At 60.6% G+C, this 14,109-nt stretch carries 12 protein-coding genes and 1 pseudogene; 3 read left to right on the top strand and 10 right to left on the bottom strand.

The features are described 5' to 3' along the window. Nucleotides 1-16 precede the first annotated feature (16 nt). Nucleotides 17-1,006 carry an NAD(P)H-dependent flavin oxidoreductase gene (locus AB4Z38_RS18290; RefSeq protein ID WP_441431017.1) on the top strand — a complete coding sequence of 330 codons (990 nt, stop codon included), beginning with the start codon at nt 17-19 and terminating at the stop codon, nt 1,004-1,006. A 903-nt stretch (nt 1,007-1,909) separates the two neighbouring features. Here the strand turns inward: AB4Z38_RS18290 and AB4Z38_RS18285 are convergent. Continuing rightward, a complete protein-coding gene (locus tag AB4Z38_RS18285) occupies nt 1,910-3,280 on the bottom strand; it encodes an NAD-dependent succinate-semialdehyde dehydrogenase (protein ID WP_441431016.1) in 1,371 nt (456 codons plus the stop codon). A gap of 169 nt (nt 3,281-3,449) precedes the next feature. Between AB4Z38_RS18285 and AB4Z38_RS18280 the strand changes: the two genes are divergently transcribed. Both AB4Z38_RS18280 and AB4Z38_RS18275 read left to right on the top strand, forming a co-directional pair. Next, nucleotides 3,450-4,232 carry a FadR/GntR family transcriptional regulator gene (locus AB4Z38_RS18280; protein ID WP_441431015.1) on the top strand — a complete coding sequence of 261 codons (783 nt, stop codon included), beginning with the start codon at nt 3,450-3,452 and terminating at the stop codon, nt 4,230-4,232. Further along, nucleotides 4,229-4,939, top strand: coding sequence for a cache domain-containing protein (locus AB4Z38_RS18275; protein ID WP_441431014.1), 711 nt, complete (start codon nt 4,229-4,231; stop codon nt 4,937-4,939). The genes AB4Z38_RS18280 and AB4Z38_RS18275 overlap by 4 nt, the downstream gene beginning before the upstream one ends. Nucleotides 4,940-4,943: 4 nt before the next feature. Here the strand turns inward: AB4Z38_RS18275 and AB4Z38_RS18270 are convergent, their stop codons facing one another. The 9 genes and pseudogenes from AB4Z38_RS18270 to AB4Z38_RS18230 all read right to left on the bottom strand — a co-directional run. After that, nucleotides 4,944-5,801 carry a gamma-glutamyl-gamma-aminobutyrate hydrolase family protein gene (locus AB4Z38_RS18270; protein ID WP_441431013.1) on the bottom strand — a complete coding sequence of 286 codons (858 nt, stop codon included), beginning with the start codon at nt 5,799-5,801 and terminating at the stop codon, nt 4,944-4,946. Next, on the bottom strand, nt 5,798-6,604 hold the full coding sequence (locus AB4Z38_RS18265; RefSeq protein WP_441431012.1) for a gamma-glutamyl-gamma-aminobutyrate hydrolase family protein: 807 nt from the start codon (nt 6,602-6,604) through the stop codon (nt 5,798-5,800). The genes AB4Z38_RS18270 and AB4Z38_RS18265 overlap by 4 nt, the downstream gene beginning before the upstream one ends. Continuing rightward, the gene (locus tag AB4Z38_RS18260) at nt 6,601-7,317 is read right to left on the bottom strand and encodes a substrate-binding periplasmic protein (protein WP_441431011.1); all 717 of its coding nucleotides are present in this window, start codon (nt 7,315-7,317) and stop codon (nt 6,601-6,603) included. The genes AB4Z38_RS18265 and AB4Z38_RS18260 overlap by 4 nt, the downstream gene beginning before the upstream one ends. After that, complete coding sequence (locus tag AB4Z38_RS18255; protein WP_441431010.1) at nt 7,314-8,735, bottom strand: glutamine synthetase family protein; 1,422 nt, start codon at nt 8,733-8,735, stop codon at nt 7,314-7,316. Before AB4Z38_RS18255 ends, AB4Z38_RS18260 begins: the two co-directional genes overlap by 4 nt. Nucleotides 8,736-8,754: 19 nt before the next feature. Next, on the bottom strand, nt 8,755-10,014 hold the full coding sequence (locus AB4Z38_RS18250) for an NAD(P)/FAD-dependent oxidoreductase (RefSeq protein ID WP_441431009.1): 1,260 nt from the start codon (nt 10,012-10,014) through the stop codon (nt 8,755-8,757). Further along, the gene (locus tag AB4Z38_RS18245; RefSeq protein ID WP_441431008.1) at nt 10,011-10,205 is read right to left on the bottom strand and encodes a ferredoxin; all 195 of its coding nucleotides are present in this window, start codon (nt 10,203-10,205) and stop codon (nt 10,011-10,013) included. The genes AB4Z38_RS18250 and AB4Z38_RS18245 overlap by 4 nt, the downstream gene beginning before the upstream one ends. 41 nt (nt 10,206-10,246) lie before the next feature. Then, nucleotides 10,247-11,389, bottom strand: coding sequence for a cytochrome P450 (locus AB4Z38_RS18240; protein ID WP_441431007.1), 1,143 nt, complete (start codon nt 11,387-11,389; stop codon nt 10,247-10,249). A 66-nt stretch (nt 11,390-11,455) separates the two neighbouring features. Further along, nucleotides 11,456-13,003: an APC family permease gene (locus AB4Z38_RS18235; protein WP_441431006.1), complete on the bottom strand. Its 1,548-nt coding sequence runs from the start codon at nt 13,001-13,003 to the stop codon at nt 11,456-11,458. Nucleotides 13,004-13,494: 491 nt separating this feature from the next. Then, nucleotides 13,495-14,109, bottom strand: a pseudogene (locus tag AB4Z38_RS18230) (aldehyde dehydrogenase family protein); the annotation flags it as partial.

Here is a 14,109-nt window from a genome sequence, read left to right as displayed (position 1 = left end):
CTGGAAAGGAAGCTTTATGAAAACCGCAATTACCGAGATGTTCGGGATTGAACACCCAATCATTCAGGGTGGCATGCACTGGGTCGGATTCGCCGAAATGGCTGCGGCCGTCTCGAATGCAGGAGGGCTCGGGATAATTACCGGCCTCACCCAGCGCACCCCTGATGACCTGGCTCGCGAGATCGCACGGTGCCACGAGATGACCGACCGGCCTTTTGGCGTGAACCTCACGTTCCTTCCGATAGTGAACGCGCCCGACTACGCCGGCTACGCTCAGGCAATCATCCGCGGTGGAGTGAAGGTCGTCGAAACGGCTGGGAACAACCCGAAAGAGGTGCTGCCGTACCTGAAAGAAGCCGGCATCAAGGTCATCCATAAGTGCACCTCGGTGCGCCATGCGCTGAGTGCTCAGAAAATCGGCGTTGACGCGCTCAGCATCGATGGGTTTGAGTGCGCTGGACACCCGGGCGAGGACGACATCCCGAACATGATCCTGCTACCCCTGGCGGCGCGGAACTTAGAGATCCCGTTCGTCGCCTCGGGCGGCTTCGGCACCGCCGAGCAAATGGTCGCCGCGCTCGCACTAGGCGCGTCGGGCATCAACATGGGCACTCGCTTCATCGCCACCAAGGAAGCGCCAGTGCATGACAACGTTAAACAGGCGATCGTGCGTGCGAGTGAGCTCGATACTCGGCTGGTTATGCGCCCGCTGGGCAACACCGAACGAGTCATAACAAACGCCGCCGTGGAGCGCCTGCTGGAGAAGGAACGCAAACTCGGGGCGGACATCGTCTTTGAAGATATCGCGCCCGAGGTAGCGGGCGTATATCCGAAGGTCATGCGCGACGGTGAAATGGATGCGGGCGCATGGTCGTGTGGTCTGATCGCCGGTCTGATCGACGACATCCCCAGCGTTCAAGACCTGATCGATCGGATCATGGGGGAGGCCGAGGCGCTGATCCAGGGACGGCTCAGTGACTTTGTCACTAGCGGCAACCTCGTATGAACTTCGCGGGGCGACGCCGGTGTGGCAAGGTCGACGGCTTCGTTCAGTTCGCGAGAGGCGTCTGCCAAACCAGACGTGTGTAGGCCAAGTTGCGGCGCGCTAACCAGGTTGGCGCGCAGCTTCGGGCCCGCGTCACTCCAAGCCTCCCTCACAACACGACAGGCGTTTGGTCCTTCTGGTGTTGCCGGTTGGAGCACCACGGGTCAGAGCCATTGTCGGCAAAGCGAGGCCAATGAGCCCACGTCCCGTCTGCCACAGAGTGCCGAATTGTCATGCACCGGCTTGGGGAACGAACAAGACCTGATCCAAGAAGCATCGTCTCGGGCGGGAGTTTCCGCAGATACTTCCGCTCCCGTACTTTGACTGCCGAGAATGTGAAGTCGGGTTCGAGCAAGTGGGCTAGGAGATCGCTGGCTGCGTCATGTTCGCGAAGTGAGAGCGCCTTTGAACGCGCGGTTGAAAACACGTGAGCCGTGGGCGCATGTGTTTTCGAAAGTCCACCATCATACGCAGCACGCCACCGAAGCGGCTGGGGTGGGCGAATCCAAACATGCTGGCGACCGAGCGCGCGTCCGGGTCTGCATGAGGTCATAGAGGAATGGCAGATTTCCGAAGCTCAATACTTCAGTGACAGCCCAGATGGGTACATCTCCCCAGGAGCCGCGGGTGCGCACTAAGGTCAACGGCCGGTCGTCTGTCGGTTGTCCTCGGGAAAGCCTGCTAGTTGCTGGGACTGCAGATGATCGGGTTGATGCTTACATGGTGTCGCTTCGAATAGTTGCGGGGCAGCAAGCTTGGCAGCAGCGGGAACCCGTTATCCATAGGCTTCCGCCGCTGCTGACCGATGTCCCTGTCGGCGTTAGGGCTTTACTGAATCCCCGGCCTCTATCTGGGCGCAGGTCATCAAGGGGTGCGAATCAGCTTCTTGTTCACGAACTCGTTCATACCGTAACGCGCGAGTTCACGGCCGACTCCGGACCTCTTGACTCCGCCGAATGGAAGGTCGGCCTGGGAATCGGTGTTTCCGTTGATGAACACCATTCCAGTCTCGAGACGATCAGCAACGGCCTTGGCCTTTTCCACATCCTTGCTGAACACCGCGCCACCCAAACCATAGGGGGAATTATTGGCCAGCTCGACGGCTTCGTCCACGTCAGCGACCTTATACACAACGGCGGCAGGCCCAAAAAGTTCTTCTGAGAAGGCTCGCATGTCCGGGGTTACATCCGCCAGGACTGTGGGCTCGACGAAGGCACCGGGCCCTGGCAGGTGCTTGCCTCCAGTTTTCAACGTGGCTCCCTTGTCCACGGCATCTTGGATCTGCTCGATCAAGTCATCGGCTGCTGCCTGAGTAGACATCGGTCCGAATTTCGTGTCCGGGGACAGCGGATCGCCAGGCTGGATCCGGGACATTTCATCAGTGAATTTCTGAACAAACTCGTCGTAAAGATCAGCTACCACAATGAAACGCTTTGCGGCTGTGCAGGCTTGGCCGGCATTACTCATGCGGCCGCTGACCGCAGCTTTCACCGTTGCATCCATGTCCTCGGTGTCGAGCACAATGAACGGGTCACTGCCGCCAAGTTCGAGAACATATTTCTTGAGGTTGCGGCCGGCCACCTCGGCGACTGCTGCGCCGGCACCCTCACTACCGGTCAAGGAGATACCCTGAACCCGCGGGTCGGCGATAACCTGTGCCACCTGCTCGCGCCGCGCAAACACGTTAATGTACGCAGCTTCGGGAAGGCCTGCGTCATGGAAGATTTTCTCCATGGCCAGTGAGGACTGCGGGCAGTTGGCCGAGTGCTTAAGGAGGATTGTATTGCCCAGCATCAAGTTGGGGGCCGCGAAGCGGGCAACCTGGTAGTACGGGTAGTTCCAAGGCATAATTCCCAGGAGCACACCGACCGGGGTCGACCTGACGATGGCCTCACCACCGCCTTTTACACTCAGGTGTTCATCCTGCAAGAAGCCAGGTCCTTCGGCCGCGTAGTAGTCGAAGATGTCTGCAACGAATGAAACTTCACCGCGGGCCTGGGCGAGCGGTTTACCCATCTCGAGGCTGATGATGCGTGCTAGTTCGTCATTGCGTTCGCGATAAAGCTCGGCGACCCTGGCAATGATCTTTGCGCGGCTTGCTACCGGCGTCTCCCGCCACTTAAGGAATTCTTCATGAGCGCGAGCGATTGCGTCACTGATTTCTGCTGAAGTGGCTTCCGGAAATACCCGGAGTGTCTCGCCAGTAGCGGGGTTAACGGTTTTATAAGCAGTCATTTATTTGCCTTTACCAATCGATTGTATTTGACGGGCGGTGAAGTTGAGAGATCTCGAACAGGATAAGTCCGAGAAAATATAAGCGATCAATATCCAACACGCTCGGTATGTCTGTTGTGCCGCCCGGGTGGGAATATAGAATCGCATAGAATAGAAAACGGTTTGGTTGATGAAGGAGGCTGACACGCGCATGGCAGAGCTGGCGGACTTCAGTGCACAGATTTACCGCGCCCTTCCCGAGTTGGACAGGGCCGATGCCATCGTGCAGCGCATCAACACCGCAGTGTCGCTTGGCCTCATCCGTCCCGGTGACCAGCTTCCGGCCGAGCTTGAGCTCGCCGAAATGTTCGGTGTCGCAGTTGCCACGCTCAGAGAGGCTTTGGCCACGCTGAGGGATCTTAATGTTGTTGAGACGCGGAGGGGTCGTTTCGGGGGCACGTTCGTCGTCGGAGCGCCTAGTCCCTCCTTGGACCTGCTGCGCAAACGCATCACGTCCCTGTCCATGGCTGAGCTGCGGGACCTGGGTGACGAACACGCAACCATCGCCGCCGGCGCGATCCGCATGGCGGCCGATCGGGCGGACCCTACGGACCTGGACATGCTTGAGTCTCTGGCTCATGCACTGGAGCGCGCCGATTCCCCTGGCGCCCGTACGCGTGCTGACAGCAGGTTTCATATCGGCATCGCGGTGGTAGCTCAGTCCGAACGGCTCATGACGTCCGAGGTCCGCCTTCAGGGAGAAGTGGGCGAACTGCTGTGGGCGCCTCTCACCAGGGAATTCGATCAGGTCCGCGCGGCTGAGGACCACCTCGCCATCGTTGCGGCCCTGCGCCGGGATGACCGGGAGCTTGCCCAAAAAATTGCGCTCGAGCACATCCGTGCGAATATTTATCATCTGATTGACGTCAAACTAACGCTGACATACGCGACGCATGACAGGGACCAATTATGAACAATGACGCTATCGCACGGGAGTGCGCGAACAAGATCAGCCAATGGTTTGAATCCTTTTACCGCGACCTTGAATCCGCCTCCGATAAAATGAGCGAATCGCTGACGCGGCGAATGGCCGACCGCGCCAAGATTAATCATTCTGACTTGCTTGACCTTCCTGAAATATCGCGTTCGTTCCTGGAAGGACACCATGCCGCCGTTGGCGCCGGCGCCATCTTCGCGGTGGCCAGTGTCAACACGGCCCAGGGCGTTCTTGAGTGGTGGCTCCGGGATGACGCCGGCCGGATCAGCAAGCGCGAGTTCGACCTGATTCCTGATACCGATGCCTTCTACGACTACGAGCAGCAGCCCTGGTTCACGATCGCCGCCCGTACCGGCCAGCCCACCCTGGTAGGTCCTTACGTCGACTACCTCGGCATGGGGGAGTACATTCTCACCCTGACGGTGCCGCTGTACATCAACGGTGACTTCGTTGGTGTTACGGGCAGTGATATCAGGGTCAGGGACCTGGAAGGAGTCTTCATTCCGGCCATGCGCACGGTGCCGGAGGACGCCGCGTTGCTGAACGGTCAGGACCGGGTCGTTGTGAGCAACTCGGGCCGATTCCTGGTGGGGGACCGGGTTAAGGAAGCCCCACCCGGCGCACGCAAGATCGCGCTGGGAATTCCGGCTCTGGATCTTCATTTCCTGTACCTGACCTCGTAAGCGCTCACACCGGACCGCCTGTGGGCGCCATTGCCTGATTCTGCATCTTTTCGGCATGGCTGCGGGCCTGTTGGACGAATGCTTTGAAGAGCAGCTCCCGGTCCTCGGCGTTTCCGTCGGAGTCCTCCGGGTGCCACTGGACGCCCACAACCCAGGTGTTGTCCCTATGTTCAGTTCCCTCGATGATGCCGTCATCGGCCACTGCGGCGACCCGGAGACGGGGACCTACCTGTTCGACGGCCTGGTGGTGACCCGAGCGGACAGTGATGCGGTCTCTGCCCAGAATGCTGTGGAGGCGGCTTCCCGGCAGGATAGTGACCGGTTCGTCAAGGAACATGCTTTCTCCCTTGCCGCCGCGGTGCAGCTCGTAAGGGTCAAGATCAGGGATGAGTGTCCCCCCGCTGGTGAGATTCAGGAGTTGGGAACCGCGGCAAATGGCCAGCAGGGGTGCATCGCGGGCCAGCGTCTCGTCGATCAGTCCCATGCAGTATTCGTCGGCGCGGCGTTCCACTCCGTAGAGGTTCGGCACCGGACCGCGGACCCCATACAGGGTGGGATCAACGTCCCCACCGCCGAGGAAGATCACGCCACTGGCACCGGCAATGTGTCTGGGGTCTGGCAGGTTGGTGGCGCTGCTGTCCACCAGGACTGCCCTGGCACCCGATTTGAGCAGGGTCTCCAGAGCGGTCCTGGTGAAACGCTTCACGAGCTGGGATACCTCGACGGTCATGTCAGGGAAGTTCAAGGAAACTACCACCGCAATGATCGGCGCATTCCCCGGGAGCTCGGCAAATCCATCGAGGATAACATCAGCTGGCTTAATGGGAGCCAAGGTCCTGACGCGGCCATCTCGGCTAGTCATGAGAGAGTGTCTACTTTCTTTTCTGCTGCACGTGGTTCGGCCTTGCCCAGTTTCCTGGTGCGGGCTTCCCGCACGACCCAGTCGAACAGTGCTTGATCGGAGGCCAGGGTTGCCGCATTGTCTTCCGGATGCCATTGGATGGCGATGATCGGGGCGCTGTCGTGCTCGATTGCCTCAATCACCCCGTCGTCAGCGCGGCCGACGATCCGCAGGCCGCGCCCCAGTTTCGCCACTCCCTGGTGATGATAGGACGAGACCTTGGGCGTGAGGGTGCCAATTGCTGCCGCAGTTCGGGAGCCTTCTGAAATGTCCACGGTGTGCAGACTGTTGACATGGTCGATCTCCTCCGCATCCAGGTGCTGGGTTAGGGTCCCTTCGCATGCGATGTTCAGCAGTTGGAGGCCTCTGCAGATCGCGAGCGTCGGTATTTCCAGTTCGATGCAGTCCCGGATTACTGCGATTTCGGCGGCGTCCTGCCCTCGGTAGTGGGCTACCCGAGTGGTGTCAGCCGGCACCTCTCCGTAGAGTTCCGGCGACACATCCGCGCCGCCGGGCAGGACCACACCGTCGAGCAACGCGTAGCGGGAGCGATCGTTGTGGTCTTCGCTTGGGAACAGAATTACCGGCTCTCCGCCAGCGCGCAGAATCGACCTCAGGACTTCAACGGCCACTGCGATGCCGTCAAAGCGCAGGCCTTGGACCGTGCCGGACCACATGCCCGGCACGCCAATCAGCGGCCGTGCCTGGTCGTTGGGCTGATGGGTGCCACCAGCTGCTGCAGCGTTGGTTTGCGGCGTTGTCATTGACGTTCCTTTTGAGGTTGGTTCAGTGGGAAGGCCAGATCGGGCATCCACTTCGTCCAGATGGCTTCAAGCCGTCCGTCGGCGATGACTGTCTCCAGAGCATTGTTCAACTGCTGAAGCAGCTCGGAGTTGCCCTTAGCTACCCCAACTCCCCATCGGTTCCCAGTCGGTTCGGTGAAGGCGACCGCGAAGTCCGGGTCTGCTCCGAGCGGCACGGTGACGACGTCATCGTCCACGACAGCGTCGACAGTTCCTTTGCGCAAGGCATCCAGCATGTCCGCGAAGACGTCATCACTGGCACCGAAGGGGACGGGAATGATGCCCGGAAAGGTTTCAGCCAAGGCCATATTCGTGCTGTGGGCGATGGCAGCAACTCGGTAGCCGGCAAGGTCCCCGGGTCCCCGTGCTGGGTCATCCTTGCGGACGAGCACCGTCTCATCGAAGATCGCATACGGAATGGTGAAATCAACCTGGGCCTGCCGCTCTGCAGTGATGCCCTGTCCGCACCAGACAGCATCCGCTTCGCCGGCCTGGACTTTAGGAATCATCTCGGTCCAGGACGTGATAAGCCAGTCCACCTCACGGCCGATCTCACCGGCGACAAGGGCTGCGGCCTCTGGCTCATAACCGGTTCGGCGCACACCATCAGGGCTGGCATTGAACAGCGGAGGGGCCTCGGAGTCGATGCAGGCCAGTGTCAGTCGGTCGCTCACGGCAAGGTCTCCCAATACATGGCGCGGTCCCAGTCGGTGACGGCGCCGCAGTAACGGGCCCACTCGTCATTCTTGAGTGCGGTGTAAATGTCTCCGAGCTGTTCGGGGAGTGCATTCAGGATGTACGGGTCGGCGCTGAGCGAATCGATGGCGTCACCCAGAGTCAGCGGCAAGGGCTTGAACTTAGGTTCTGCCGAACCACGGACCTGGTCGTCGAGGGGCTTGCCCGGATCGGTCTGTTTGTTGATGCCGTCTTCCATGGCAGCGATCAGCAGGGTGTGGGAAAGGTAGGGGTTGACGCTCGCATCCGGCAGGCGGTACTCCATCCGCCCGTTAGAGGAGATGCGAACCATGCAGGCCCTGCTGTCCAGGCCCCAGTTCACGGCGCTGGGCGCGAATTGTCCGGCGTCCCAGAACCTCTTGTAGGAGTTAACAGTTGAGGCCATGATCGACATGGATCCCGCGGCGTGCTCGAGCATTCCGCCGACCGCGTAGCGGCCGATGTCGCTGAGGTGAAGTTCAACCCGACCCTCGTCGATCAGGAGGTTGGTGTCGCCTTTCCAGAGGCTGATGTTGTGGTGGCAGCCGTTGCCCATGGATCCGGTGTAGGGCTTGGGCATGAAGCTGGCGTGAACGCCGAGTTCACGGGCAACCTGCTTGCAGATCTGGCGGTAGGTAACGAGGCGGTCTGCTGTCAGTTCGACACGGTCGTACATCCAGTTCAGCTCAAGCTGGCCGTCGTCCTCGTAGTCACCCTCGATCATGTCGAGTCCAAGGGCCTTTGAGTACGTCACAAGCTTCTTGTAGACCTCGCGCATGCGCTCGAGGTTTTCCACCTGGTAGGCGGGGCTGGAGCCTGGTTTTTTGATAACTTCCATGCCCGGACCGGTCCAGGTCATTTCCGGTTCGCAGCCGGAGCGGACTTCCATGCCCGTGCGTTCGGTGAACTCTGCGTGAGCGCGCCTGAGCAGGCTGCGGGAATCCGTTGCCAGCGGGCGGCCACCGACTTCGTTGAGGTGGGGCGGCTCGTATGCGCTGCAGAAAACGCGGGCGACGCTGGTGTCCCATGGAAGGGGTGCGAACGTTTCCGGGTCGGGAAGCCCGACAAATTCCTTCGCTTCGATACCGCCACCGATGAGGTTGCCGAACCGGTCGGCCTGAAGATCAGCCAGCGCGGTGCGGTGGAACGCGATGCCCTTTTCAAGGTTGCGTTTGAAGTGGTTCGCAGGCACCATCTTCGCGATGACGCGCGAGCCGATGGTGGGGAGCATGTAGTAGATGTACTCAACGCCCGCCTCATTGATTTTGCGCTGCATGTCCTCGATGACGGCGGCGCTGAGGTTCTTTTCCCGGTGAGCGGCGAAGGCATTGCGGTCGCTGACTATGTCAAGGACGGGGCGTTCGGAAAGGGTAGTCATGGTTATCTCGGTCCTTGGGTCAGATGGCTTGAAGCTGGGTGTCTTGCTGCGGCTGGTTTGAATGCCCTTTGTCCACGAGCTGCCTGTAATGCAGCTGCCTGTCAGCCGGAAGGCCCACGCTTACTACTGCTACGAGAGCTTCGCGCTGGTAGTAGCCCATGACGACTCCCTCGTGGGGGGTCTTTGCGGAGCCTTCCAGTTCCACGATCCTGTTTGCCAGGTTGGGGCTGCCCACACCCTGGATCTTGAGGTCAAACTGGTTGCTCCAGAAGCTGGGCAGGGGAATGGCCGGCTCTGGAAGGGCCGTGTTGTTAAGCTCTGCAATAAGGGCCTTGGCTGCGATTTTCGCTGTATCGCCCGGGATGGACCAGTGCTCGATTCGTCGGGCGCCGGAGCCGTTCCGCAGATCTGGGAAGCGGGCGACATCGCCTACCGCCACGGCGTTCTTTGTTCCTACAACACGCAGGTGTTCGTCGCAGAGCACGCCATTGCTGATGTCAATATCATTGCCCTCAAGCCACTCGACGTTAGGGATCGAGCCGACTGACTCGATGATGACATCCGCCCTGATCTCGGTGCCGTCCGCAAGCGTGATGCCGTTGCACCTGGAGTCGCTTTCGGTATCGGCCTGCGTGGAGAGAATGCCTGCAACCTCGGCATGCCCGTGGTAGGTTACGCCTTGCTGGACGAGGTAGTCCCGGATACCGGCGCTGAGCTCTTCACCCAATGCCCGTTGCATTGGTCCGCTGGTGCCCTCAATGAGGGTGACAGTGCAACCGAGCTTGGTTGCGGTGGCTGCTGTTTCGCAGCCGATGAAACCAGCGCCGATGACGGCTACCTTGGTACCCGGGCGGAGCTCCTGGTGCAGTTCAACTGCATCTTCGAGGGTGCGCAGGACATGCCGTCCCCGCAGCGGTCCGGGCAATGGCAGCCGGCGAGGCCGCAGTCCGGTGGCGATGACGAGTCCGTCGTAAGCCACAGTCTCACCGGTGTCCAGGGTAAGGGTGTTTTTGGCCAGATTCGCGCCGATAACCTCCGTGCCCAGGTGCCATTGGACGTCCGAGACCGAAGACCGGTGGCGGAACTTCACCGAATCGAAGGCCTCAGCGGTCGTTCCTGGGTTCTCCAGAAGCTCCTTGGACAGGGGCGGCCGGTTGTAGGGCAGATGCGTCTCAGTGCCGATGACCGTGATGGTTTCGGTCCAGCCTGCGGCCCGGAGTTGTTCTGCAGCGCGGAGTCCGCCCATTGAGCCGCCGACGATGACGATTCGGCGGGTCATGGCTGGTCTTGGATGAAGATGGCCTGGACCGGGCAGGCGTCCATGGCGTCTTCAACATCAGCGAGCAACGAGTCGGTGACGTTCTCCTCGTATTCAAGGATGCCTTCGGAGTTCATCCGGAATACATCGGGCGCTGCGATGGCGCACTGGCCGTGGTTTTCGCAGAGCTGGCGGTCAACAAAGATTTTCATGGTCATTCCTGTTCTTGTGAGTCCATTGGGGGCGGGTCCGGCTATTCGCCTTTGGTGAAGCTGATGGGGAGCCGGATCGGGCCCGTGTTGCCGGAGTCCGGCATCCATTCGTCCGCGCCGTTGATCTGGGGGTTGCGGAGTCGCCGCGCCAGGAGCGGGAGAGCTTCGCTCATATCTGATCGTGCGACAAAGTGACCGAGGCAGTGGTGGACGCCGCCGCCGAAGCCGTGGTGCGGTGCGTGCTCGCCCACGAGGTTCATTTCTGGTTCGGGAAAAGCCCTGGGATCGGTGCCGGCGCTTTGCGTGAAGAGGTGGACGGTTGTGCCCTTGGTGATATCCAGTCCTTCGTAGCTGAAGTCTCCAACTGCCTCGCGGGTTACCCACGTAACTGTGGGGTTGATCCGCATTACTTCTTCAACGGCCTTGGATCCAAGCTCGGGGCGGTCTGCCAGAAGCTCCCACTGATCCGGATTGCGCATGAACGACTGCATCGCGAGTCCGAGCTGGTTGCGGGTGGTGTCCATGCCGCCGAAGATCAGCAGTACAAGTGCGTTCCGGAGTTCGGCATCGCTGAGGCTGTCGCCGTCGCGGCTTGAAAGCACCAGACGGCTGACAAAGTCTTCCCCCGGGTTGGCCTGGCGGTCCTTGATGAGTTCCTCGGCGTACTCGTACAACTCGGCCAGGGCTTCTTCGACCTTGTGAAGATCCTGCTTGAGGGTTACTCCCAGGGCTAGGCCGATGGTTGAGGCGAGGCGGGCGATGGTCGGCCATTCGGATTCGGGGATTCCCAGCATGATGGTCAGCACGCGGGTGGCGTAGGGCTCGGCGAAGTCGCTGACGAATTCACATTCCCCCTTGTCGATGAACGCGTCGACAAGTTCGTTGGCCAGGGCTTGGAACCTGGGAACCAGTGACTTAAGCAATCGGGGCGAGAAGGCAGGGTTCAGCAGCCGACGGATGCGGTGGTGGTCTTCGCCCTCAAGGACCAGGAGGTTTTTGGTCCACCAGTCGTAAAACAGGCCACTGTGGACACCGTGGTGTTGGGGCCACTGAGCGCTGCCCTGCTTCAGCCGCGGGTCCTTGAGGAGCTTGGTCACTTCCTCATAGCGAAGGACGGCGATTCCATAGTTTGTGCGTGCGTACCAGCTTTGTTCACGGGCGTTCCGAAGTGCTTCGGACTGCATGGCGAAGGTGGGATCGGAATGTCCAAGTACGGGGCTTCAGCAATGGGTGTAGTCATGATCGTTCTCTCACAGGTAGTTTTCAACGTGGTGGGACTGGGCGTTTTCTGCCACGGAGCGGTTGCTTCCGCTGGGCGGGACGGCGTCCGCTGCAGGGGCATCGCTGTGGGTGTAGGGCTTTTTGGCGAATAGGTAAATCAGGCCTACGCCGACGACGGCCACGGCGGAGAGCAGGACGAGGTAGTTGACGAACCAGGGGCTGTCGGGAGTGCGGGGCCAGACCATGTTGGTGATGCCCAGTACGCCCCAGGTCAGGGCAGCGATGTTCACCGGCACACCCCACTTGCCGAGCTGGAACGCTCCTGACGGCTTCCAGCCTTTGAGGCGTGCCCGCAGGGCGGCGAGGACGACCAGCTGGAAGCCCAGGTAGATTCCGAGGGCGGCGAAAGACACGATGACCACGAGGGCATCGGGGGAGACGATTGATCCGAGGATGACAAGAATCGGAACCACGCACGCCAGGAGCAAAGAGTACGGGGGGACGTGGCGTTTCTCCTGGAAGTGGGCGAGGAGCTTGCTCGCCGGGAGCATGCGGTCCCGCGCCATGGAGTAACTGAGACGGCTCGCGGCCGCCTGGAGGCTCATTACACAGGAAACGAAGGAAATGAGGACTATGCCCAGGACGACACGGTACCCCACTGCACCGAACGCGCCTGAGAGTACGGTGCCTACCGGGTCTGTATCCTGCCCGGAGATGACGGCGGCATAGTCCGGTACGGCGAGAATCAGAGATAGGCAGACAAACGTGGCGGCAAAGCCCCCGATGTATATGGTCATGCGCATGGCCTTGGGGATTCGGATTCCGGGGTTGGGAACTTCTTCGGCCACGTCGCCGCAGGCTTCGAACCCGTAGTACTGGTAAATGCCGATCAGGGCCGCTGCTGCGAAAGCGATGAAATAGTTACTGCCGCCGCCGGCGCCGAAAGAGTTGAAGAGTACGCTGAGGTCGTGCTGGCGTGCGACTACCAGAAGCCAGATCCCCACGACTAGTGCGCCGCTGAGCTCTGCTATGAGTCCGAGCATCGCGACTTTGTTGAGCAGTTTGGTCCCGCCCAGATTGATGCCGGTGGCGAGCAGAATCATGACGATAGCGCAGACGATTGTGGACGCCGTGCTCGCTTCCGCCCCGACCAGGGCGTCAAGGAAGGTTCCCGCTCCGTAGGCGACCCCCGCGATGGTGGTCAACAACGCAATGAGATAAACCCACCCCGTCATCCAACCCCATTTGCGTCCCCAGAGGCGGCGCGCCCAGGGGTAGATTCCTCCGGCGACCGGGTAGTTCGAGACGATTTCACCGAACACCAGGGCGACGAAGAATTGACCAACCCCGACGATCAGGAATGACCAGATCATGGGTGGCCCGCCCAGGCCAAGGGACGAGGCGAATAGGGTGTAGACGCCTACAACTGGGGAGAGGTAGGTGAATCCGAGAGAGACGTTCCCCCAGAACGACATTTCCCGCTTGAACTGTTTTTCGTACGTGTAGCCCAGCCGGGCGAGTTGCTCGGCGTCTTCATCTATTGGAGAGTGGTCCGCACTCTTGGCATTGATGGACATGGGGACTCCTTTTGGACGGTTGCGCCGCCCGTCTATCGCTGAAAGGAAAGAAAAGTCTGCTTGGGGGCTCGAATCAGCTCATCGTGATTCGCGTCACCGATAACTCTAGTTTTAGATGTTTGAAATCGCAAGGGATGACCTGAGGAATTTTGAGGAGATGTTCAACCGGGAATGGTAGAGGGCTGACCAGTTGGGTGGCAGTCCCAGTTTGGGCGGGAAAATCATCCCTTTTAGTTCCATCGTGTTACTGCCAGGTAAAACATGGGATTTCAGATTTTTGAATGTCACCTCCCCGAGGTCTGCTGTTTTCGCGGGCCCCCGCCTGACGGCATCTATCTCGAAAAGGGGAGGCAGTCCAGTTCCAGCGCCTAGTGCTTGCCGGGGCGAGGAGCGGGCGGGCGTCTCCTGGCCCCGGCATTGCGGGAAGGCCGGCAAGGGTGGGGGCGTCCGCCGGTCGTGGGGCTTCCATTTCAGGTGTACTCGGCGATGACCTAGGAGCCGCCTTCACGGCGGAGTCCTGATTGCTTAACCCGCCGAAGGGTAGGCGCCGTTGGAGATGATGCCGGCATTGACGCCGACCATGCCGAACTCGATCTGCTCGGCAACGCGCAGGACTCTGCTGAAGTCGCGGCTGTAGACGTATGAGGCCAGACCGTATTCGCTGGAGGTGGCCAAGCGAATGGGTCTTCCCCAAAGGAGAAAGTGGTGACGGGGGCGACGGGCCCGAACATTTTCTGGAGGAGGAGCTGGACATCGTTGGGAACGTTGCCCAGCACCGTCGGCCGCTAGAAGTAACCGGCACCGGCCACTGGTGAACCTCCGGTAACTGCAGTCGCTCCTGCGTGGAGGGCGTGGACGTCGTCGCGGCCCGCCGGCATCAATCAGCGGGCCCACTTGGGTGGAGGGGTCGGTGCCGGGCCTATGGCCAGGGCGTGCCCATGGCTCGAACTTGGCGACGCTGACTCGTGGACGAGGAAGCGGTTGGCGGCGATGCAGGCTTCGCCCCTGTTCCGCATTTTCGCCGCCGTGGCGCCTTCCACGGCCTGGTCCAGGTCTGCGTCTTCAAACACTATGAAGGGTTCGTTGCCGCCGAGCTCCCTCGAAGT

It is taken from the genome of Arthrobacter sp. 2RAF6, assembly GCF_052115205.1.
GTDB lineage: Bacteria > Actinomycetota > Actinomycetes > Actinomycetales > Micrococcaceae > Arthrobacter.
The sequence above is the reverse complement of the archived record's forward strand: the minus strand, read 5'-3'. Positions and strand labels throughout refer to the sequence as shown.

Excerpts from the sequence above, each read along its gene's own strand:
- AB4Z38_RS18290 (WP_441431017.1), top strand. The coding sequence starts at position 17 with ATGAAAACCGCAATTACCGAGATGTTCGGGATTGAACACCCAATCATT.
- AB4Z38_RS18285 (WP_441431016.1), bottom strand. The coding sequence starts at position 3,280 with ATGACTGCTTATAAAACCGTTAACCCCGCTACTGGCGAGACACTCCGG.
- AB4Z38_RS18280 (WP_441431015.1), top strand. The coding sequence starts at position 3,450 with ATGAAGGAGGCTGACACGCGCATGGCAGAGCTGGCGGACTTCAGTGCA.
- AB4Z38_RS18275 (WP_441431014.1), top strand. The coding sequence starts at position 4,229 with ATGAACAATGACGCTATCGCACGGGAGTGCGCGAACAAGATCAGCCAA.
- AB4Z38_RS18270 (WP_441431013.1), bottom strand. The coding sequence starts at position 5,801 with ATGACTAGCCGAGATGGCCGCGTCAGGACCTTGGCTCCCATTAAGCCA.
- AB4Z38_RS18265 (WP_441431012.1), bottom strand. The coding sequence starts at position 6,604 with ATGACAACGCCGCAAACCAACGCTGCAGCAGCTGGTGGCACCCATCAG.
- AB4Z38_RS18255 (WP_441431010.1), bottom strand. The coding sequence starts at position 8,735 with ATGACTACCCTTTCCGAACGCCCCGTCCTTGACATAGTCAGCGACCGC.
- AB4Z38_RS18250 (WP_441431009.1), bottom strand. The coding sequence starts at position 10,014 with ATGACCCGCCGAATCGTCATCGTCGGCGGCTCAATGGGCGGACTCCGC.
- AB4Z38_RS18245 (WP_441431008.1), bottom strand. The coding sequence starts at position 10,205 with ATGAAAATCTTTGTTGACCGCCAGCTCTGCGAAAACCACGGCCAGTGC.
- AB4Z38_RS18240 (WP_441431007.1), bottom strand. The coding sequence starts at position 11,389 with ATGCAGTCCGAAGCACTTCGGAACGCCCGTGAACAAAGCTGGTACGCA.
- AB4Z38_RS18235 (WP_441431006.1), bottom strand. The coding sequence starts at position 13,003 with ATGTCCATCAATGCCAAGAGTGCGGACCACTCTCCAATAGATGAAGAC.